Source organism: Plebeiibacterium marinum (assembly GCF_026013615.1).
Taxonomy (GTDB): Bacteria; Bacteroidota; Bacteroidia; order Bacteroidales; family Marinilabiliaceae; genus Saccharicrinis; species Saccharicrinis marinus_A.
Genome location: NZ_JAPDPI010000021.1, coordinates 12,781 through 33,711 on the forward strand (window position 1 = coordinate 12,781; position 20,931 = coordinate 33,711).

Annotated in this window: 17 protein-coding genes; 8 read left to right on the plus strand and 9 right to left on the minus strand. The window is 35.8% G+C overall.

Annotated features, from left to right (window positions below; translation table 11 throughout):
- Window positions 1-12: 12 nt before the first annotated feature.
- Complete coding sequence (gene ffh / locus OM074_RS11280; protein ID WP_301199580.1) at window positions 13-1,353, minus strand: signal recognition particle protein; 1,341 nt, start codon at window positions 1,351-1,353, stop codon at window positions 13-15.
- Between the two features lie 235 nt (window positions 1,354-1,588).
- Between ffh and OM074_RS11285 the strand changes: the two genes are divergently transcribed.
- From OM074_RS11285 to OM074_RS11315, 7 genes are all read left to right on the plus strand, one after another.
- Window positions 1,589-4,513: a DEAD/DEAH box helicase gene (locus tag OM074_RS11285; RefSeq protein ID WP_301199581.1), complete on the plus strand. Its 2,925-nt coding sequence runs from the start codon at window positions 1,589-1,591 to the stop codon at window positions 4,511-4,513.
- Between the two features lie 50 nt (window positions 4,514-4,563).
- Complete coding sequence (locus OM074_RS11290; RefSeq protein ID WP_301199582.1) at window positions 4,564-5,238, plus strand: head GIN domain-containing protein; 675 nt, start codon at window positions 4,564-4,566, stop codon at window positions 5,236-5,238.
- Window positions 5,239-5,624: 386 nt separating this feature from the next.
- Window positions 5,625-6,875, plus strand: a complete 1,251-nt coding sequence (locus OM074_RS11295; protein ID WP_301199583.1) for a DUF1015 domain-containing protein — start codon at window positions 5,625-5,627, stop codon at window positions 6,873-6,875.
- A 246-nt stretch (window positions 6,876-7,121) separates the two neighbouring features.
- Window positions 7,122-7,793 (plus strand): YggS family pyridoxal phosphate-dependent enzyme, encoded by a 672-nt coding sequence (locus OM074_RS11300; RefSeq protein ID WP_301199584.1) that lies wholly within the window; start codon window positions 7,122-7,124, stop codon window positions 7,791-7,793.
- A gap of 59 nt (window positions 7,794-7,852) precedes the next feature.
- Window positions 7,853-8,839: a dihydroorotate dehydrogenase-like protein gene (locus tag OM074_RS11305; RefSeq protein ID WP_301199585.1), complete on the plus strand. Its 987-nt coding sequence runs from the start codon at window positions 7,853-7,855 to the stop codon at window positions 8,837-8,839.
- A gap of 250 nt (window positions 8,840-9,089) precedes the next feature.
- Window positions 9,090-10,022, plus strand: a complete 933-nt coding sequence (locus OM074_RS11310) for a hypothetical protein (protein ID WP_301199586.1) — start codon at window positions 9,090-9,092, stop codon at window positions 10,020-10,022.
- A 36-nt stretch (window positions 10,023-10,058) separates the two neighbouring features.
- Complete coding sequence (locus OM074_RS11315) at window positions 10,059-10,514, plus strand: hypothetical protein (RefSeq protein ID WP_301199587.1); 456 nt, start codon at window positions 10,059-10,061, stop codon at window positions 10,512-10,514.
- A gap of 55 nt (window positions 10,515-10,569) precedes the next feature.
- On the opposite strand, the gene uvrA is transcribed toward OM074_RS11315, so the two are convergent.
- From uvrA to OM074_RS11350, 7 genes are all read right to left on the minus strand, one after another.
- Window positions 10,570-13,371: an excinuclease ABC subunit UvrA gene (gene uvrA, locus OM074_RS11320; protein ID WP_301199588.1), complete on the minus strand. Its 2,802-nt coding sequence runs from the start codon at window positions 13,369-13,371 to the stop codon at window positions 10,570-10,572.
- A 106-nt stretch (window positions 13,372-13,477) separates the two neighbouring features.
- Entirely contained in the window at window positions 13,478-14,500 is a 1,023-nt protein-coding gene (gene arsB, locus OM074_RS11325) for an ACR3 family arsenite efflux transporter (RefSeq protein ID WP_301199589.1), read from the minus strand.
- A 34-nt stretch (window positions 14,501-14,534) separates the two neighbouring features.
- Window positions 14,535-14,960: an arsenate reductase ArsC gene (locus OM074_RS11330; RefSeq protein ID WP_301199590.1), complete on the minus strand. Its 426-nt coding sequence runs from the start codon at window positions 14,958-14,960 to the stop codon at window positions 14,535-14,537.
- 21 nt (window positions 14,961-14,981) lie between these two features.
- Entirely contained in the window at window positions 14,982-15,320 is a 339-nt protein-coding gene (locus tag OM074_RS11335; protein ID WP_301199591.1) for an ArsR/SmtB family transcription factor, read from the minus strand.
- 139 nt (window positions 15,321-15,459) lie between these two features.
- Window positions 15,460-16,758, minus strand: coding sequence for a YCF48-related protein (locus OM074_RS11340; protein WP_301199592.1), 1,299 nt, complete (start codon window positions 16,756-16,758; stop codon window positions 15,460-15,462).
- Between the two features lie 248 nt (window positions 16,759-17,006).
- Window positions 17,007-17,942: a glycosyltransferase family 2 protein gene (locus OM074_RS11345; protein WP_301199593.1), complete on the minus strand. Its 936-nt coding sequence runs from the start codon at window positions 17,940-17,942 to the stop codon at window positions 17,007-17,009.
- 71 nt (window positions 17,943-18,013) lie between these two features.
- Window positions 18,014-19,651, minus strand: a complete 1,638-nt coding sequence (locus OM074_RS11350; protein WP_301199594.1) for an ArnT family glycosyltransferase — start codon at window positions 19,649-19,651, stop codon at window positions 18,014-18,016.
- A 180-nt stretch (window positions 19,652-19,831) separates the two neighbouring features.
- Here OM074_RS11350 and OM074_RS11355 point away from each other — a divergent pair, with 180 nt between their 5' ends.
- Window positions 19,832-20,224, plus strand: a complete 393-nt coding sequence (locus tag OM074_RS11355; protein WP_301199595.1) for a YchJ family protein — start codon at window positions 19,832-19,834, stop codon at window positions 20,222-20,224.
- A 20-nt stretch (window positions 20,225-20,244) separates the two neighbouring features.
- Here OM074_RS11355 and OM074_RS11360 read toward each other — a convergent pair whose 3' ends face one another.
- The gene (locus tag OM074_RS11360) at window positions 20,245-20,799 is read right to left on the minus strand and encodes a pentapeptide repeat-containing protein (protein ID WP_301199596.1); all 555 of its coding nucleotides are present in this window, start codon (window positions 20,797-20,799) and stop codon (window positions 20,245-20,247) included.
- Between the last annotated feature and the right edge of the window lie 132 nt (window positions 20,800-20,931).

Consider the following 20,931-nt stretch of genomic DNA (forward strand, 5'->3'; position numbering starts at 1 on the left):
GTTAACTGATATTTATCTTCTTCCGAAAGGCATATTTTGCATCATGCGTCCCATGTTTTTTCCACCACCTTTGGTCATCATGCGCATCACCTTACGAGTATCTTCAAATTGCTTGATCAAGCGGTTCACCTCCTGAATATTAGTCCCACTACCTGTAGCAATCCTTTTTCTACGGCTTCCATTCAAGATTGCAGGATTTTCTCTTTCATCGGGAGTCATGGAATAAATAATAGCTTCAATTCCTTTGAAAGCATCATCATCAAAATCCATATTTTTTATGGCTTTACCCATTCCCGGGATCATACCAGCCAAATCTTTAAGATTACCCATCTTTTTGATTTGCTGAATCTGACTTAAGAAATCGTTAAAGCTAAACTGGTTCTTTGCAATTTTCTTTTGAAGTTTACGGGCTTCTTCCGCATCAAATTGTTCCTGGGCACGTTCCACAAGCGAAACGATATCACCCATACCCAAAATACGGTCGGCCATACGGCTTGGATGGAATACATCTAAAGCATCCATCTTCTCACCCATACCTACAAACTTAATTGGCTTATCAACCACACTTCTGATTGATAACGCAGCACCACCACGGGTATCACCATCAAGTTTGGTAAGAATAACCCCATCAAAGTTTAATCTGTCGTTAAATTCTTTAGCTGTATTAACCGCATCCTGACCAGTCATGGAGTCCACCACAAAAAGGATTTCATCGGGGGTGATGGCTTTTTTAATGGCAGCAATCTCGTTCATCATCTGCTCATCAATAGCCAAACGACCAGCGGTATCCACAATAACCAGGTCGTGACCATTTGCTTTGGCATGCTTGATACCATCCTTGGCTAGTTTAACCGGATCGTTGTTTCCTTCTTCAGTATATACAGGTACACCGATTTGCTCACCCAACACCTGCAACTGGTTAATTGCAGCAGGACGGTAAACGTCACCGGCCACCAACAAAGGCTTTTTACCTCTTTTGTTTTTCAACAGGCTGGCTAATTTACCCGTATGGGTTGTTTTACCAGAACCCTGAAGTCCGGCCATCAATATAACAGCAGGATTTCCTTTTATATTAACATCAACAGATTCTCCACCCATTAATTGCGCCAGCTCATCGTGCACAATCTTAACCATCATCTGACCTGGCTGAACAGCATTCAACACGTTAGAACCTAACGCCTTTTGCTTTACAGTTTCAGTAAATATTTTGGCAGTTTTATAGTTAACATCCGCATTTAAAAGCGCTCTTCTAACTTCTTTTAAAGTTTCAGCAATATTAATCTCGGTAATTTTACCCTGACCTTTTAAAAGTTTAAAGGAGCGTTCCAGCTTTTCCGACAGATTCTCGAACATCTTATATTACGTTTTATTAATTTTTTTTGAGATTGCAAAAATATAAAATATTTGCATACAAGCTAATGAAAAAATCCACTATAACAGAGGTAAATATTTGTTCTGCCCACATTAACACTTTACCACGCGGTTATATTTCAGATTTATTGCCAAATTCCTTGCATTTATTATATGCTCTACACTATTTTTACCCTCTTAAAAATTTTTGAAGCACGGAATAAGAGTTTATTTTTGAATGGAAAATTTTATAATCGTTATTACAGAAAACAGACATTTAGGATTATTGGCCTTACCATACCTTGTTGAAAACAATGAAAATTCCCCATCGTTGAGCCTCAATGAGAAAGTGGATACCCAAAAGCCTGAAAAATATGATTATCAGTTTTCAGATTTTGAGTTAGAGTTACTTAAAATCCTGCATAAGCTAAGCGACAAACATTTATTCAGCATCTATTCAAAGGATAAAACCATTAAACTCTTTTACGACAATCTGGATAAAAAAAAACTTACTGATATTATCAGGCCACATATCGAAAAATATATGTCGCAGTGCTTTCGTTTTCTCTCATCTCACCAACAAATCCCAGTATATTTTAAAGATGCCAAATACAGCAACTTATACAAATCAGATATTATTGAAGTCTCTGATATTTTGGCCGAACCGGTATTTTACTTTAATTTAAATGATGAGGGTATCAGTTACTCATTAAAAGTAAAACTGGGAGATGATGATATTTCGCTGACCCACAAGAATCCCATGGTTATTTGCCACAACCCGTGTGTTTTACTGATAAAAAATAAATTATATCAGTTTGACCATACCGACAGTAAAAAGTTTATTCCGTTTTTTAGCAAATCCGAAATTAAGATACAAGCGCGCAGTGTCCCTTCTTATATGGAAACCTTCGTGACTAATGCTATTAAAAGCCACAAAGTTGTAAATAAGGGATTTGATATTGTTGAGGACAAAACAAAACCCGTGGCGGTGCTGTCCATTGAGCAAAATATCAGTCAGCAACCCGTATTGGCTTTAAAATTCAGGTATGCATCAAAAGAATATCTGGCTAACAGCAAATCCAACATTGCCGTTCAGTTAAACCAAAATGAAAATGAATTTTCCTTTACCAAATATAAAAGAGATATTGAGTGGGAAAATAGTATAATCAAGCTAATAAAAGAACTGGGTTTAGCTGAAGAAAGTGGCGCAAACTTTCATCCCAAAACAAACAATGGCCAAAGAGCCAATACCCAACAGGTTATAGAATGGACCAATCAAAACAATATCATATTATCAGAAAACAAAATAGAGATTAAGCAAGGCACCCTTGAAAACAATTATTTTGTTGGAGAGTTTTCATGTAAATTAAAAACAACAAAGAAGAATGATTGGTTTGATTTACAAATGGTAATTAAGATTGGTGAATTTGAAATCCCATTTATTAAATTCAGGAAATATATTATCTCAGGAAAAAATGAATTCAAACTTCCTAATGATGAAATATTTTTAATTCCGGAAGAATGGTTCACACAATACGCCGATTTGCTGATGTTTGCTGAAGAAAAGGGAGATAAAGTCCGCCTGAACAGCATGTATTACAACCTATTGGATAACAACCAAAATTTCAACCATAAAGAATTCACCTCAATTGCTGAGGGTAAGGATAACAATGTACCTGAAGGATTAAATGCAGAACTCCGGCCATACCAATTACAAGGTTTTAAATGGATGAATTACCTGCACAATAATAATTTCGGAGGCATCCTGGCCGATGATATGGGATTAGGTAAAACACTACAAACCATCACCTTGCTATTAAAAATTTACCAGGAGAACAAACTTAAAACAGAGGAGGCCCGGGAGATACAACAACTAAACCTTTTTGAAGCTTCGAACCTAGAAGGATTCAACGACAGTGGCATCCCAACTTCCCTGATCGTTATGCCCACTTCATTAATCCATAACTGGCTCAACGAATTTCAAAAATTTGCACCAAAACTTAAAATATACATCTATTCAGGAGCAAAACGCTTAAAATCGAAAGAAATAGGCAAAATACTACGACATTACCATGTTGTACTTTCATCTTATGGTATAGTTCGGAATGATATTGAGTTTTTAAGACATTATCACTTTCATTACACCATCCTTGATGAAAGCCAATATATTAAAAACCCAAACTCGAAAATTTATGAGGCCATCATGCAGATTAACTGCAGCAAAAAAATTGTGCTGACCGGTACACCTATCGAAAATTCACTTTCGGATTTGTGGGCACAAATGAACTTTGTAAACCAAGGATTGCTTGGCAACCTGAATTTTTTCAAACGCCATTATCTGGCCCCCATAGAAAAAAGCAACAGCGAAGAACACGAAGAAAAACTGCAAAAACTTATTGAACCATTTGTACTGCGCAGAACCAAGGAAAAGGTAGCCAAAGAACTCCCTCCGCTTACCGAACAAGTTTTGTATTGCGACATGACACCGGAGCAAAAAAAGTTTTACGATGCCGAAAAGTCAGGAATAAGAAATGAACTTCTAAAAACATTTGAAAATGCAGGAATTGAAAAATCAACATTCCTTGCATTGCAGGGATTAACCAAATTAAGGCAAATTGCCAACCATCCCATATTTGTTGATCCTGAATACGAAGGAAAATCAGGGAAATTTAACATGATTATCAATAATCTTGAGAGTATTGTAAACGAAAAACATAAAGTTTTAATATTTTCGTCTTTTGTTAAGGATTTGGATTTGATTGAGAAAAGTCTCGTCAAAAGAAAAATAAAGTACAGCAAGCTTACCGGAAGCACTTCAAACAGGCAGGATGTGGTAGATGCTTTTGAAAAACAGGATGATTGCAGTGTTTTCCTAATTTCCTTAAAAGCAGGTGGTGTTGGACTCAACCTGATTAGTGCTGATTATGTATTTTTGTTGAACCCCTGGTGGAACCCTGCTGCTGAAGCCCAGGCCATCAACCGGGCACACAGAATTGGACAAACCCAAAATGTTTTTGTATATCGATTTATTTCAACAGAAACCATCGAAGAAAAAATAATGAGGTTACAGGAACACAAGTCGAAGTTGGCAGACACCTTTATCAATTCTAACAATCCGTTTAAAAACATGGATGAAGCGCAGATAAAAGAACTGTTTTCATAATGGTATAAAAATTGTAAAACAACACACATTCAAAATAAAAGATTGAAAACATGAAAAAATTCACATTATTAATCATAGTCCTTGCTTGTATAATGAACCTGGGAGCTCAGGAAAGAAAAACCCAAAACAGAAACGTAGGTTCTTTTAATGAGATTTATGCAGGAAAAGGAATAAATGTTACCTTGATTGAAGGCGACAAGGAAAAAATAAGGATTGAAATTGAAAATGCAGATGTAACTGATGTAATTACTAATATCAAAGGAAGACGCCTGGATATTAAAATGAAAACAAAAATATACAAAGACATGTCTGTAATGGTTTATGTAACCTACAGATCCTTAAAAGCCATCAGCACAGGTACCGGAGCATTTATAACCTCCGACAATACAATTTACGCTGAAAACCTTGATTTAAAATCGGGAACCGGCTCAAACATCGTATTGGATGTGGATGTTAAAAATCTGGCCTCTTCATTGTCCTCTTCAAAAATTGAATTGGTAGGAAAAGCCGATTTCCAGGAGGTATCGAGCTATGCAGGAGGTAGGTATATCGCCGACCAGCTTATGAGCAAAGAGGCCTTAGTCAGAACCTACACCGGAGGCGTTGCATGGGTTAATGCCACGGATAAACTAGATGCCAAAACAAATACCGGTGGTAAAATAAATTATAAAGGCAACCCCAAACAACTTATTTCAAAAGGTAACATTGAACGGGACGAAGAGTAATTTTACAATAAAAATTCTAATTAATAGGCTATCTTTATCGGGGTAGCCTATTTTTATTTTACTCAAGTCCCCAGTACTTTACCAGCACTTGTGTACTACCCCTGTTTGATATAAGATTATTGGTTCAGGTTTTAATCGGATTCAGTTTATTACATTGCCAATAAACGCGCTATTGGCTCCATCCTTTTGTCGTAAATTTATTCAGTCGCCCCCGCCATGTAAATTGCACTTATGCTTTCACCTGTATTATGACGATTTATTATGCATATTATCATGCATTTTTAGTGCTAAAAATCATCCTGCCTATTTGATAAATATCACGTTTATGATCAATCCCTATTAATATATTGCATATCTTAATAAACAAAATCTAAAACACAAAAGATATGGCAATTGTAAAACCATTTAAAGGACTACGCCCACCAGCTTCAATTGTTGAGGATCTAAGCTGTCTGCCTTACGATGTAATGAACCGCGAAGAGGCCGCACAAATGGCCAATGGCAAAGAGGTTTCGTTACTCCATGTTACAAGAAGTGAAATTGATTGTTCGGATGATACCGATATTCATTCTCAAAAAGTTTATGATAAGTCTGTAGCCAACTTTAAAATGTTTCAGGAAAAAGGTTGGTTAGTCCAGGATGAAGAAGCAAAATTTTACATATATGCACAGACTATGGATGGCAGGACACAATATGGTATTGTTGGCGCTGCCTCTGTTGATGATTATTTAAATGGGGTAATAAAAAAACACGAACTAACCAGAAAAGAAAAAGAAGAGGACCGCATGATTCATGTTAGAATCAACAATGCAAATGTGGAACCAGTATTTTTCACTTACCCTGCAGTTAAAGAAATTGATGATATAGTATCTGACATTGTAAATAATGAACCTGCCGAATATGACTTTACAGCCGAAGATGGATTCGGCCATCATTTCTGGGTAGTAAAAGATGCAGAAACCAATAGGCGTATTGAACAGTTGTTCACAGATAAAGTCCCTTATACTTATGTAGCTGACGGCCATCACAGAACCGCAGCAGCAGCCTTGGTAGGAAAAGAAAAACAAGACAATAATCCCAATCACAAGGGCAATGAAGAATACAATTTTTTCCTTGCGGTTCATTTCCCCGATTCACAACTAAAAATAATTGACTACAACAGGGTTGTTAAAGATTTAAATGGCTTATCCGAAGATGAATTCCTTAGTAAAATTGCTGATAATTTTACATTGAGCGAACCATCAAACGATATTATAAAGCCTGACAAGCTTCACGAATTCTCCATGTACATAAATGGCAAATGGTACAAACTTAATGCTAAACCAGGTACATATGACAATCAGGATCCAATTGGGGTTTTAGATGTAACCATCTTATCCAATCTGGTTTTAGATGAGATTTTGGGAATTAAAGACCTACGTACCGACAAGAGAATTGACTTTGTTGGTGGTATCAGAGGATTAGCAGAACTTGCAAAACGAGTTGATAGTGGAGACATGGAAGTTGCCTTTGCCATGTACCCGGTTTCTATGCAACAACTTATAGACATAGCTGACACCGGTAATATAATGCCTCCCAAAACCACCTGGTTTGAACCCAAATTAAGATCAGGAATGGTTATCCACAAATTGGATTAACGATTAATACATATGATAAATTAATTAACGGCTCCCTTTATTGTCGATAATAGGGAGCCGTTTTTTTTAGAATTACTGAATTAAGCTTTTATAATTGAATTGACAATGACTGCGCATAGAGAAAAAACAAACAGGCAACTTGTTGATTCAATATAACTTGCCAAACAGGCTTACATCTTTACCAAAAATCTAACAATGTATTATTATGAAAATCTTAATTTTGCAGGAAATCAAAGTTTATTAAAAATGTCAATTTCTGATAACATAAAAAAAATCACCTCTTCACTTCCCTTAAATGTTACCCTGGTTGCTGTTTCCAAAACAAAACCCAATGAGGATATTTTAGAAGCATACCATGCCGGGCAAAGGGTTTTTGGTGAAAATAAGGTACAGGATTTAACAAAAAAATGGGAAGAACTACCTAAGGACATTCAATGGCATTTTATTGGACATCTGCAAACAAACAAAATTAAGTACCTCGCACCTTTTGTTTCATTATTGCACGGTGTTGATTCATATAAATTACTCAAAGCCATTAACAAAGAGGCAAAAAAGAACAACAGGATAATCAAATGCTTATTACAATTCCACATAGCGGAAGAATCCTCAAAATTTGGATTATCGTTAAAGGAAGCAGAAGAATTTCTATGTTCTGATGATTTTGCGGCCCTTAAAAACGTTGAAATATGTGGAGTTATGGGCATGGCTACTTATACTGATGATGAGATACAAATTGCCAATGAATTCAAAACCCTGAAGGATATCTTTATCAAACTTAAAGAAAAGCATTTTAATAATGCCGACAGTTTTAGTGAAATATCCATGGGTATGAGTGGCGATTATCCTATTGCTATTGAACAAGGTAGCACCATGATCAGGGTAGGCAGTTCAATTTTCGGGGTAAGAAATTATGGTTAATATGATCCATAATATCTAAAATAAATTATATTTGTTTTGTTGATAAAACCAAAAAAGATATGACTAAATTAAATACTTCTTACCTGGGGCTTACGCTTAAAAATCCGATTATAGTAAGTAGCTCAGGGTTAACAAATAGTGTTGAAAAAATTGCAAAAGTTGTTGAAGCTGGTGCGGGTGCGGTTATTTTAAAATCGTTGTTTGAAGAGCAAATAAACCATGAAATCAATAAACAGATCCAACAAGGTGAAGGATATGACTATCCGGAAGCAATGGATTATATCACCGGTTACACAAAAGATAACTCAGTTGGTGAATATCTTAAATTAATCGCTGATGCAAAAGCAAAATTTGATGTACCTGTAATAGCAAGCATCAACTGTTTTTCATCGGATGAGTGGATTGATTTTGCAAAGAAAATTGAAGAAGCCGGTGCCGATGCAATAGAATTAAACGTACATGTTGTTAATACAGATAAAAACATTGAAGCCTCTGCAATTGAAGGCTTGTATTACAATATAGCTGAAAACATATCAAAAGCAATAAAAATACCTTTTGCCATTAAACTTGGCGATAACTTTGCAAATCTTGTTGCTGTTGTAAACAAATTATATGCACTTGGTTCAAAAGGAGTTGTTTTGTTTAACCGCTTTTACCAACCGGATATTGACATAAACAACCTTACACTAAATTCAGCTTCTGTATTTAGTACACCTTCTGATATCCGTAAATCATTACGATGGGTAGCGATAGTATCTGACAAGGTAGAACAGATTGATGTTTCAGCCTCTACAGGCAACCATGACGGAGAATCGGTTATTAAGCAACTTTTAGCCGGAGCTTCAACCGTACAAGTATGTTCAACAGTATACAAAAACGGAGCAAAAGTAATCACAGAAATGTTAAATGAGCTTTCTTACTGGATGGAAGAAAAAGGCTTTGACTCTATTGATGATTTTCGTGGAAAGATGAGTTATAAAAACATTCCTGATCCAGCCATGTATGAAAGAGCGCAGTTTATGAAGTATTTTTCATCTCTGGAATAAACATTTTCTCAGTGTAAGATATTTTAAAAGCTTTTGGATGTATTTCAAAAGCTTTTTTTATTAAAATAATATACAAAACATGGTATAAACTCGTTGCTTTTGAATTATATTTAATATTTTTATGAGCAAAATCAAATATTTTTTTGTTCAACTGTTTGTATAGTAGAGCAAATAACAATAAAATTAAATTAAGTCCTAACAAATAATTCTGGATTTAGATTCTTTTAAACCAGGAATAAAATTTATAAAAATGAGAAAAACTCTTAATCAGGTTTCTAATTTATTAATCTCAATTACCATTGCATTGTTATTGGTTGTTTCTTGTGTTTCTGATGGAAAAAAATCACAAAAGACTGAGGAGGAAAAAATAGTTGAATCAGTTCAACAGGTGGATTCTAAAATGGTAGAAGACTTTAACAAGTCGAAATTAATTTTTTATTCGTTGCCCTCCCCTCTTGAAACCGCAATGCTAATAAAAAGGTCCGGAGCAAGGTATGACGAAGAAATTTTAAATCCGGTTGATAACGTAACCAATTATAATACCAATTTAAAGATGGCCTTAAATCTAGGTATTTATAGTGCCGATTTAAGTTACACCAGCCTTTTTGACCAAACACAGAGTGCCATTAAATATATGGGATGTGCTAAAAAAATGGCTGAAGGATTGAGTATTCTTGAAGCTATTGATGAAAACACCATCAAAAAACTTGAGGACAATATGAATAATAGAGATGCCGTTATGGATATTATCTCTGAATCATTCATGAACTCTAATGCATATTTAAAAGAAAACGACAGGGCTGCCCTATCGGTGATGGTATTAGTCGGGGGATGGGTTGAAGGTCTTTATCTTGCCACAACACTTACAAACGGCTCCCTGGAGAACAACCGACGCTTGATTGACAGGATTATATATCAAAAGTTATCTTTGATTACAGTACTAAACCTATTGGAAACGCATTCGGAAAATGAAGATATTATTTACCTTCAAAATAAAATAGGCGAATTAAAATCGATATTTGAAGATATTAAAATTGTAAATACTTCAAAGGTTAATGCGGAAACTGATGCCGAAAACAGAATAACAACTATTAAAGCAGAATCTGAAACTCAGATTACAAAAGAAGTGTTTAACCGCTTATTAAATAAAGTAGCTGAAATAAGAGGAGAATTTATTTCATAATAACAGTAAATAGTATCAGCAAGAAAACATAGCGAGATGAAAGTACTATTTCCTTCTACTTCCAAATGCATATTTATCCTGTTTTTTTGTTTAACGTTTTCAGCAAACACTTTTGGACAGTGCAAAAGCTTTGCAAAAAATGTTGGCAAACCAAAGCTGGGCGAATTTATTCACGATGGTAATTATAATGCAACAGAATTAGGAGCCGGGGAAACTGCTGAGCTATATAAAACATTTTTTAAAGGACAACGGTACCGTATTGCAATCAGCAAAATAGAAAGCTTGCCCGATATACATTTCAGACTGATTAATGACAATAATGATATAATATTTGATAACAAAGACCACAACTATACTGATGTATGGGATTTTGAAGTGGAATCAACACAAATGATTATTATAAAAATAAAAGTTTTAGATGACTATAGCAGTCTGACGCCCAACACTTCAAAGGGATGTGTATCGGTTCTGTTTGGAATGAAGAAAGAGTAACTTTATTATTATAAAAAATAAAAGCCACTTGCATTTCAGGTGGCTTTTTTTATTCCTATCCGTTCACAATATACGGCTTAAGATACTTACCAGTATAGGACTCTTGTTTATTTATCAATTCTTCAGGTTTACCTTCAAACACAACAAAGCCACCTTTATCTCCACCTTCCGGACCTAAATCAATTACCCAGTCAGCTGATTTTATAACCTCCATATTGTGTTCAATAATAACAATAGAATGTCCTTTATCAATAAGTGCATCAAATGCTTTTAAAAGCTTTTTTATATCATTAAAATGAAGTCCGGTTGTAGGCTCATCAAAAATAAACAGGGTGGGATCACTCTTCTCTTTGGCTAAAAACGAAGCCAACTTAACCCTTTGGCTTTCGCCACCGGACAAAGTACTTGAGGCCTGCCCCATTTTAACATAACCCAAGCCAACATCAGCCAAAGGCTTTAGTTTATTAACAATCCTTTTCTCCGTTCCTTTACTTTCTTCACTAAAAAACTCAATTGCCTGCTCAATAGTCATCTCCAGGATGTCATGAATATTCTTTCCTTTGTATTTTACCTCCAGAATATCACTCTTAAACCTTTTTCCATGACAGCTTTCACAGGTAAGTATGATATCTGCCATAAACTGCATTTCAACTTTTATCGTACCTTCACCCTGGCATTCCTCACATCGGCCTCCATCAATATTAAAAGAAAAATGAGAGGCCTTGTAACCATTTATTTTAGAAGCCTGCTGGTCTGACATAAGTTTTCTGATTTCGTCATATGCTTTAAGGTAAGTAGCAGGATTAGATCGTGATGATTTTCCAATGGGATTTTGATCCACAAATTCAACATCTGTAATTTGCTCAACATCACCTTTTAACAAATCAAACGAACCGGTTTTTTCGGCATACCCTCCCAATCGTTTTTTTATGGATGGATATAAAATTGACTTAACTAAAGTAGACTTACCCGACCCACTGACTCCTGTAATCACGGTCATCACATTTAAGGGCACTTTAACATCTATAGATTTCAGATTATTTTGCCTGGCACCTACAATCTCTATAAAATTATTCCAGCATCTCCTTGATGTTGGCAATTCTATTTTTTTATCACCATATAAATATTGGTAAGTCAGACTACCCGTGGCTTTGGCATTTTTTTCCAATTTCCCATGAAAAACAACCTCTCCACCTAAGCGTCCTGCTCCCGGACCAATATCCACAATCTCATCAGCCGCCCGCATAATATCCTCATCGTGCTCCACTACCACAACTGTATTACCCAACCTTTGAAGCTGGCGCAATACTTTTATCAGCAAATCAGTATCTTTTGAATGTAAACCTATACTAGGTTCATCCAGAATATACAACGACCCAACCAAGGTACTACCTAACGAAGTGGCCAGGTTAATTCTTTGACTCTCCCCACCTGATAGTGTTGAAGACAACCGGTTTAATGTTAAATAACCAAGCCCTACTTCAAATAAGAATCTCAATCGGGTAGTAATTTCTCTTAAAATCCGTTTGGCCACTTGCTGGTCATGCTCATCCAATGTCAATTGTTCAAAGAAACTCATCAACTCAGTTATGGGCATCAAAACAAGATCAGAAATGCTCTTATCCCCAACTTTAACCCATGATGCCTCCTTCTTTAATCGGGTACCCCGACAATCAGGACAAGTTGTTTTTCCCCGATAACGCGAAAGCATTACCCTGAATTGTATTTTATACTGCTGTTCCTCTACATGTTTAAAAAAAGTATCAATGCCGTAAAAATGCTCATTTCCTTTCCAAAGTAATTCCCTGTCCTCTTCAGAAAGTTCATAATATGGCCTGTGCACAGGAAAATTAAAACGGTGCGCATTAGAAATCAACTGACGCTTGTATTCTCCCATCTTATCCCCTTTCCAACAAGCTATTGCATCTTCAAATACCGACAGTGTTTTGTTTGGAATAACCAAATCTTCATCAATCCCTATTACACTTCCAAATCCTTCACATTTAGGACAGGCCCCAACAGGATTATTAAAGGTAAACATATGTTCGCTGGGTTCCTCAAACTGAATTCCGTCCTGCTCAAACTTATTAGAAAAGTAATGTGTAGATACCTCCTGCTTTTCGAAAACTTTAACCAGGCATTCGCCTTTACCTTCAAAAAATGCCGTTTCAACAGAATCTGCCAATCGCGAAAGGTTATCTTCTTCTTTTGAAGCCGTAGCTCTGTCTATCACTAAGTTATAATCACACTCTATATTTGCTTCATTATCCTTAAGAACATCTTCAATCTTAAAGAATTCATTATCCTTCTCAATTCTGGCAAAACCTTGTTTTAATAAGATTTCAAGATGCTCTTTACAACTTCTATCTAACGGAACATGTATCTCAGAAAGGATTACAAGACGGGTCTTTTCTTCAAATTGCGTTATATGGTCTACTACATCAGATACATAATGCCTTTTAACCTCCTCTCCTGAAACAGGAGATATTGTTTTGCCTATTCTGGCAAACAGGAGTTTTAAATAATCATATACTTCTGTTGATGTACCCACCGTTGAGCGGGGATTACGTGTATTTACTTTCTGTTCTATAGCAATAGCAGGAGGAATACCCTTAATAAAGTCTACTTCGGGTTTATCAATTCTTCCAAGAAATTGTCGGGCATAGGAGCTTAAGCTCTCAACATATCTTCTCTGGCCTTCTGCATATAAAGTATCAAATGCTAATGAGGATTTTCCAGATCCGGAAACTCCTGTAATTACAATAAACTTATTACGAGGTAGTTCAAGGTCAACACCTTTTAAATTATGAACCCTTGCCCCTTTTATTTGGATACTTTTTAATGCCAAATTGTTCATGAATATGATACTTTTTGTAAGGTGACAAAGATAAAAAAAAGTGGCAAGTCAGAAGCTTGAAGCAGAAAGTTGTTTTTTATCTTAACACTTCCAACTTCCAACTCTATTAGTATTTCCATTTATTGGCGATGGCTACCAGCGAAAGCATAACCGGGACTTCAACCAATACACCTACAACAGTAACTAAAGCAGCAGGTGATTCCAAACCAAACAAAGCAATGGCAACTGCTACTGCCAATTCAAAAAAGTTGCTTGCTCCAATCATTGCTGCCGGAGAGCAAATAGCATGAGACAACTTTAGCCTACGTCCCCCAAACCACGCAATAAAAAAGATGAAATATGTTTGAATTACCAAAGGAACTGCTGCCAACAAAATAACCAAAGGATTATCAGTAATGATGCTGCCCTGAAAAGCAAACAGCAATACCAAAGTTAACAACAAAGCTACTATTGACACCGGCTTAAACTTTGGCAAGAAGGCTTGCCTGAACCATTCCTCTCCCTTTGCTTTAACCAAAGACTTATTGGTTATATATCCGGCTACCAGCGGTATAACAACAAATATTACAACACTGGTTACCAATGTATCGTAAGGAACCTCAACATTTGTTACACCTAATAAAAATCCAACAATAGGCACAAAGGCAACCAGAATAATCAGGTCGTTAACGGATACTTGAACCAAGGTATAATTAGGATCTCCATCGGTTAGGTAACTCCAAACAAAAACCATGGCTGTACATGGTGCCGCTCCCAATAAAATAGCTCCGGCAATATACTCTCCTGCCATTTCAGGAGAAATAAATGCTGCATACAATTTGCTAAAGAATATCCAGGCAAAAAATGCCATGGTAAATGGTTTTATCAACCAGTTTATTACCAAAGTAAGCACTAACCCTTTAGGACGTTTACCAACATTTTTGATGCTTGAAAAATCAATCTGAAGCATCATTGGATAAATCATTAACCAAACCAATACCGCAACCGGAATATTTACATTAAATATTTCCAGACTACTCAGTACTTTTACGGTATCCCCCATAAAATTTCCAATCAAAATACCTGAAGCAATGCAGATTGCAACCCAAAGAGTCAGGTACTTTTCAAAGAAACCTATCTTTTTTTTCATAAATAGTTATACTCTAGATCAGAAAATTTGCCTTTTATAAAAGAGGTTTTACTTCTTGGGTATAAAACTGAAAGAATCCTTCTTTAATTTCGTCTCTTACCCTTACAAACTCGCTCCAGATAAACTCTTCAGTCCCTTGGGCATGTGAAGGATCATCAAAACCAATGTGTAAACGCTTATTTACTTTTCCTGAAAATGCCGGACACGATTCGTTGGCGCCACCACATACTGTAATAACAAAATCCCATTCTTCATTTAGGTATTTTTCAACTGAATCTGACGTATGACCGCTGATGTCGATTCCTATTTCGGCCATTGCCTTAACTGCTCCGGGATTTAGACGGCCAGATGCTTCTGTTCCTGCTGAGCACACTGTAATATTCTTATCAAATGATTGTAAAAAACCATGAGCCATCTGACTGCGACAGCTATTTCCTGTACATAAAACTAAAATTTTCATTTTCTATTATTTTGTTTGTTATTAATCGCATGAAATGGTTGAACAACTATTTTCCAAAGAACCATAAAGTGCATCAAATACTTCTTTAAATTCTTCAATTTTACATGGGTTTAGACAATACTTTGTTTTCACCCCATCAATAGTCCCCTTAATCAGCCCTATCTCTTTTAACTCTTTTATATGCTGGTTAACTGTGGTTCTTCCCAAAGGCAATACCTCTGAAATATCTCCGGTAATACAAGTTTTTTGAGATGCCAGATATTGTAATATTTGAATACGTGCCGGGTGTGCCAAAGCCTTAAACAAAGCTGCACTATTGGTTAGCTCTTCACTAAATAAATTTGATTTTGCTTTTACCATTACAATTTATTTGACGCAAAAATACGTCAAATAAATTTAATTAGACGTATACATACGTTAAGTATGTGTTAAATCTATTTATATAAAAAAAGCCAGATTTTAATAAAACCTGACTCTCATATGCACCAACCTTTCAAAACTATTTTGAGACAATCATTTTTCGAACCTGTACCAAATCCTGATCTATACATAAATCATAAAAATAAATTCCAGATGGATACATACTAAGGTCAACACTGATAGTAAATTTACCAACAGGCTTAAACTCATTTACCAGATATTTTAATTTATCCCCGGTAACATCATATAAACAAATACTAACTTTTCCGGCCCTGACCAATTCATAGTCAATCTGACATATATCGTTAACAGGGTTTGGATAATTCTGTTTGATATTGCTTCCTTCTGTAGCATGAAGATCTTCAGTTCCTGTTGGCACACCACCTGTTGAAGTATGCAACACAAACCCCTCTGCTAATCCACCAACAATCCAACCTTCATAATCGTTTATAAAATGCACATCCCATAATTCGGCGGATTGCCCACTCGCTTGCAATTCCCAGGAATATCCAAAATCAGAAGAATATCCCACATTACCAGAACTTCCTACGGCCCACACCTTCCCTGACGGCTTCATATCGCACGATTGCCAGCGCCACCCAGAATTTGTCCTGGATTCCCATGTTGTACCGCCATTTGCTGTATATAATATTGTAGCCGCCAAACCTACGGCAACTCCTTTATTTCCATCAATAAAGGAAACTCCATTTAGTTTTATTTGTTCGGGATTAATCTGCTCTGTAAAATCGACACCACCGTTAGTTGTTTGCATTATAGTATGCTTATATTGGGCATCCGGGGTACCTACAAACCAACCTGTATTTTCATCAATGATGCAACATGCGTTAAAATTTCCATTTTCACACCCACCACCAAGCCCGATCCAACTATCACCTGTATCAGTCGATTTCCACACATGCTCTAATCCGCCAGATGCATATAAAGTATAGTTTTCACTCGCTTCTACATAATAAAAATCAATATCGGTTACATAAGTACTTGTTGTGGAAGCCAGGTTTATTTTTTCCCATTTTTCACCTTCATCAACTGTTTTTAAAATATATGGTTTACCATCATCAGCATCTCCTGAGATAAAACCTACATCCTGATTCAAAAAAGTAACCACATAAAAAGCATCACTATAACCAGTATTTATATTGCCCCAATCAATTCCCCCATTCGTTGAATATAAAACTGTACCTTCATTTCCTACTGCCCAAATATGATCTGAATCAACCGCCCAAACACTAAGTAATGCAGGAAAAGTTGATGACGTTTGTTTGGTCCATCCGCTCTGCGACCAAACATTTAACGATACCATCATAAATAAAACTATTCCAAGGGAAAACGAAATTTTAATCTTATAAAAGTGTTCCATGTCGATTGATTTTAAAATTACCACCAAACAATATCTGCTACCGACCTTTTTTCAACACAACAATAAATATAAAAGCTCCTAAAAAAACACTGCACAAAACTCAATATAAATAAAGTTACAACTTATTAAAGCGGCTGTCAATGTGTGATACAAAGTGAAATTACTACCCAAAACAAAACATTTGCCTTTAGGCAAAAAAAGCCATCTCAACACTTATTGAGATGGCTTTGCTTTATCAGTTTATTTAATTATATCCTATCCGTTTTTCTAACATTATAAATGCGCTTTTTTTGAGATTCATGGTTAGTTCTCATTAACAAATCCAGCACAATACCTATAAGTAAAAACTGGAATCCGGCAGACAGAAAAATCAATCCCGCAAATATCAAGGGACGTCCCCAGATATCCTCACCCATACATTTAAGCACTAAAAGATACAAAAGCAGCATAGAACCAATAGCGAAACTACCCAATCCCAAAGGCCCCAGTAAATACATTGGTTTTTGTCCGTATTTATCCCTAAAACGCATTAAAATCAAATCAGAAAGTACTTTAAAAGTTCTTCCCAAACCATATTTCGACTCACCGCTAAACCTGGCTCTGTGATTCACATCAATTTGTTCCACCTTGGCTCCTTCCTTAATGGCATAAATGGCAATAAAACGGTGCATCTCACCATACAAAGGAATCTCTTTGGCAATATCACTCTTAAAAACCTTTATAGCACATCCATTATCAATAATATTTGTTCCGGAAACCTTACGAACAATGGAATTGGCAATTTTAGAAGGAATCTTACGCAAAAAAACATCATCCTGACGCTTTGCCCTTATGCCCGTTACCACATCACAATCCTGATCTTTTATAATATCCATCATCCTGATAATATCAGCCGGATCATTTTGCAAGTCACCATCAAGGGTAGCAATATAATCACCCGTAGCGTAATCAATCCCTGCCTTTAATGCAGGACACTGACCATAATTCCGCCTTAGTTCAATTAATACCACATTTTTATCCTTGAGCTTTTTAATTTCTTTTACGGTATTGTCTTTTGACCCATCATCTATTAAAATGGTTTCAAAATCATATCCCGATGGCTTTAATGCCTCATACACCTGCTGAACCAAAGGGGCTACATTCCCTTCTTCGTTATAAACAGGAATTACTACTGAAATTTTCATTGGTTATATCTTTGATTTGGATCCGGGAAATAGGAATGCATTCAACCTATATCGTAATACCCATTACATTTTTATTCTATTTTCAAAAGATAAATACTTTCTAACTCCTGCTCTCTGGTTAAGGGATTAAGGAAAGTGCCCGACATCCGGGAAATCAACCTATGTTTAAACACTTCTTCCTGAGCAATGCGCTCCCCGGCCATAGCCCTTACCTCTGCAATACCTTCCCTATCGGCCACTACCCAAAGGTTCCGGCTATCCCGCAATACTTGTTCAAGTTCTTCCTTTGCGTTTACCCAATGCGAAATTTTCTTCGGATAGAAATAGGTTTCAAATTGCCCAAATTTATAGGTAAACAATTCCTCATCATCCAAAGCTAATTTATCATATGCAGCACTTGCCCTGATTCCTCCGTGATATTGAAAGGCCGCAGGAATGAAATGTGCATTAATAACAAAGTTTAACGCTATAGATGATATTACCAAAGGAAAAATCAGTTTGTTATAAACGTTTTCTGATTTTCGCATAAAATAGACTGCTACTGCAAGCAATCCCAAAACCGGAACCCAAATAAAAAGACTAATGGTTTTAAATATAAAAGCTATAGCTAAAAACACAACTATCCATAAAGCTGAAAGCATGATATTTCGTGCACCAAAAAACCATTTAATTGAAATGGATTTTTGGGGTTTTGTAATGCTTTCATATAAAAACTGTGCTACAACAATTGACAGATAAGGTACAACCGGATAAAAGTAATGGGGAGCTTTTTGACGCGCAACTGATAATATGGCTGTATATACAATTATTACAGAATAGGTAAAATATTCCTTTCGTGTAAACTTATTGGAGCCATTATTTATCACTTTTTTAATATGAGTACCAATGGTAATCAAGGCATAAAATGACCATGGGAGGTAAATATAGAGCATGGTATGCAAATAAAAGGAAGGGTCTCCATCAACTGTTTTATTATATGATCCTGTTACCCTTCCTGCATTGTTGGTCCAAAAAAAGAATTCTATTCCATCCCATCCAAAGTTTTTATAATTGGCATACAACACGGGTGATAAAATAAGTCCTAATATTGGAAGTCCCAATAGCCATACCGGATTAAATAACATCTTCCAATCCTTCTTCAACAACAAATGACCGCCCAATGCAAACAATGCAACCGCTAATCCTATAGGACCTTTTGTAATGATGGCCAGTCCGATAAAAACAAAGCCCAAAACGAAATTAACTACTTTTTTATTTTCAAGAAAATGAGCCAAAAATGAAACCCCCATTACCGTATTGGCTGTTAAAAGAGCATCGGTATGTAAATCATTATGGTACAGGAATAACATTTCGGAGGTGGCATAAATCAGCGCTGCCAGTTTTCCGGTATCACTACCATAATATAATGATGCCAATTTATAAAGTGCATAAACACTTCCAATGGTAAACAACAATGTAGGTAGTTTAAAAGCAAACAAGGATACGCCAAACAAGTGAAAAGATATGGTACACAACCAAAACATTAAATGTGGTTTTTGCAGGTAGGCATGACCATGAATCTGAGGGTTAAGCCAATCGCCACTTTCAAACATTATCCGACTTACTGCAGCATACTTCCCTGAATCAATACCAACTTCAGGAAACAATCCTATAATATATACTACTAAAGCAGCCAACCATAGGCCTGTTAAAAGTTTCTTATTTTCCATCCTGTGTGTAAAATTTGAAACAAAGATAAATCTATACCCAAATTAAAAAACCATATTCCCTAAATAGTAAATTAAAATTAACGTTAAAGTAAGGTTTAGGCAGCTATGGGAATATTTTAATAATCGCAATATTATCCAGGTCTTTCATTATTTTTGCAAAACAAAAGAAAACACACTATCATGCAAACATGTCCTTGCGGTTCTAATAAACCTTATGCTCTTTGTTGTGAGCCTATAATAGCTAACAAAGCAAATGCACAAACTGCAGAACAGCTTATGCGCTCGAGGTATACAGCTTTTACATTTGCCAACATAAATTATTTAATGAACAGTCACCACCCTAAAACACGCCCCATTAAGGAGAAAAAAGACATTTTAAAATGGGCTAAATCAGTTACGTGGTTGGGGTTACAAATATTATACACCGATAAAGGAAAAGAATCTGACATGGAAGGTATTGTTAAGTTCAAAGCCCTGTTTTTAGAAAACGGAATACCCCGCGAACTTGTTGAAGAATCTGTTTTTGTAAAAGAAAACTGCAAATGGTATTATGTAAGCGGGAAGCATTCGTAATTAGCTAAACTACATTCACCCTAATCTATTTTTATCCCATATTTTACCAACAAGCCGGAGATATTATTTTGTGAAAACTTCGCTTTTTTAAGTTGATTTAACTCAGGATCCAAAACAACATTGACTGCAGTTCTAAAATCAACTTCCTGAAGATTGGTTCTTTCGAAAACAGCTCCTGCCAAATCACAATTTACAAACGATGATTTGGTCAGGTTTGCTTCAACAAAATCTACCTGTGATAATCGGCAGTTTATAAAACTGGTTGCTTTTATTTTTAATCTGTAAAATGAAGCAAAATCAAGTATACATTCTTTAAAACTCAGTGAAATATTAAAGGTATTACATTCCGAAAACTGAATTCCCAACAATTTACAATTTACAAAACTCACATCTCTGAATGCAACATCCGTAATCCTTACATTTGAAAGGTTACAATTTATAAATTCACATTCTTCAAATACAGAACCTATAAGAACAGATCCTGATAAGTCACAATTTTTAAATACACAATCGTTGTATTCACCTGTTGTTAATTGGTTTATATTCTCGATTTGATCTGATGCAATGTAAGACATATATATTATTGTAATATTTTATACTATTTACAAGCTGGCAGCACACTTCCAGCAGGCCAACAAACAAAAAACTCTGTACAGGATATTGGGATATCAACCCATCATGTTTAGAATCTTTCCTTTCTGGCAAGG

Bases quoted from the DNA above. Each gene is read 5' to 3' on its own strand.
- OM074_RS11360 (WP_301199596.1), bottom strand. From the start codon at position 20,799: ATGTCTTACATTGCATCAGATCAAATCGAGAATATAAACCAATTAACA.
- OM074_RS11295 (WP_301199583.1), top strand. From the start codon at position 5,625: ATGGCAATTGTAAAACCATTTAAAGGACTACGCCCACCAGCTTCAATT.
- OM074_RS11310 (WP_301199586.1), top strand. From the start codon at position 9,090: ATGAGAAAAACTCTTAATCAGGTTTCTAATTTATTAATCTCAATTACC.
- OM074_RS11330 (WP_301199590.1), bottom strand. From the start codon at position 14,960: ATGAAAATTTTAGTTTTATGTACAGGAAATAGCTGTCGCAGTCAGATG.
- OM074_RS11315 (WP_301199587.1), top strand. From the start codon at position 10,059: ATGAAAGTACTATTTCCTTCTACTTCCAAATGCATATTTATCCTGTTT.
- OM074_RS11350 (WP_301199594.1), bottom strand. From the start codon at position 19,651: ATGGAAAATAAGAAACTTTTAACAGGCCTATGGTTGGCTGCTTTAGTA.
- OM074_RS11300 (WP_301199584.1), top strand. From the start codon at position 7,122: ATGTCAATTTCTGATAACATAAAAAAAATCACCTCTTCACTTCCCTTA.
- ffh (WP_301199580.1), bottom strand. From the start codon at position 1,353: ATGTTCGAGAATCTGTCGGAAAAGCTGGAACGCTCCTTTAAACTTTTA.
- OM074_RS11285 (WP_301199581.1), top strand. From the start codon at position 1,589: ATGGAAAATTTTATAATCGTTATTACAGAAAACAGACATTTAGGATTA.
- OM074_RS11340 (WP_301199592.1), bottom strand. From the start codon at position 16,758: ATGGAACACTTTTATAAGATTAAAATTTCGTTTTCCCTTGGAATAGTT.
- OM074_RS11345 (WP_301199593.1), bottom strand. From the start codon at position 17,942: ATGAAAATTTCAGTAGTAATTCCTGTTTATAACGAAGAAGGGAATGTA.
- uvrA (WP_301199588.1), bottom strand. From the start codon at position 13,371: ATGAACAATTTGGCATTAAAAAGTATCCAAATAAAAGGGGCAAGGGTT.
- arsB (WP_301199589.1), bottom strand. From the start codon at position 14,500: ATGAAAAAAAAGATAGGTTTCTTTGAAAAGTACCTGACTCTTTGGGTT.
- OM074_RS11290 (WP_301199582.1), top strand. From the start codon at position 4,564: ATGAAAAAATTCACATTATTAATCATAGTCCTTGCTTGTATAATGAAC.
- OM074_RS11305 (WP_301199585.1), top strand. From the start codon at position 7,853: ATGACTAAATTAAATACTTCTTACCTGGGGCTTACGCTTAAAAATCCG.
- OM074_RS11355 (WP_301199595.1), top strand. From the start codon at position 19,832: ATGCAAACATGTCCTTGCGGTTCTAATAAACCTTATGCTCTTTGTTGT.
- OM074_RS11335 (WP_301199591.1), bottom strand. From the start codon at position 15,320: ATGGTAAAAGCAAAATCAAATTTATTTAGTGAAGAGCTAACCAATAGT.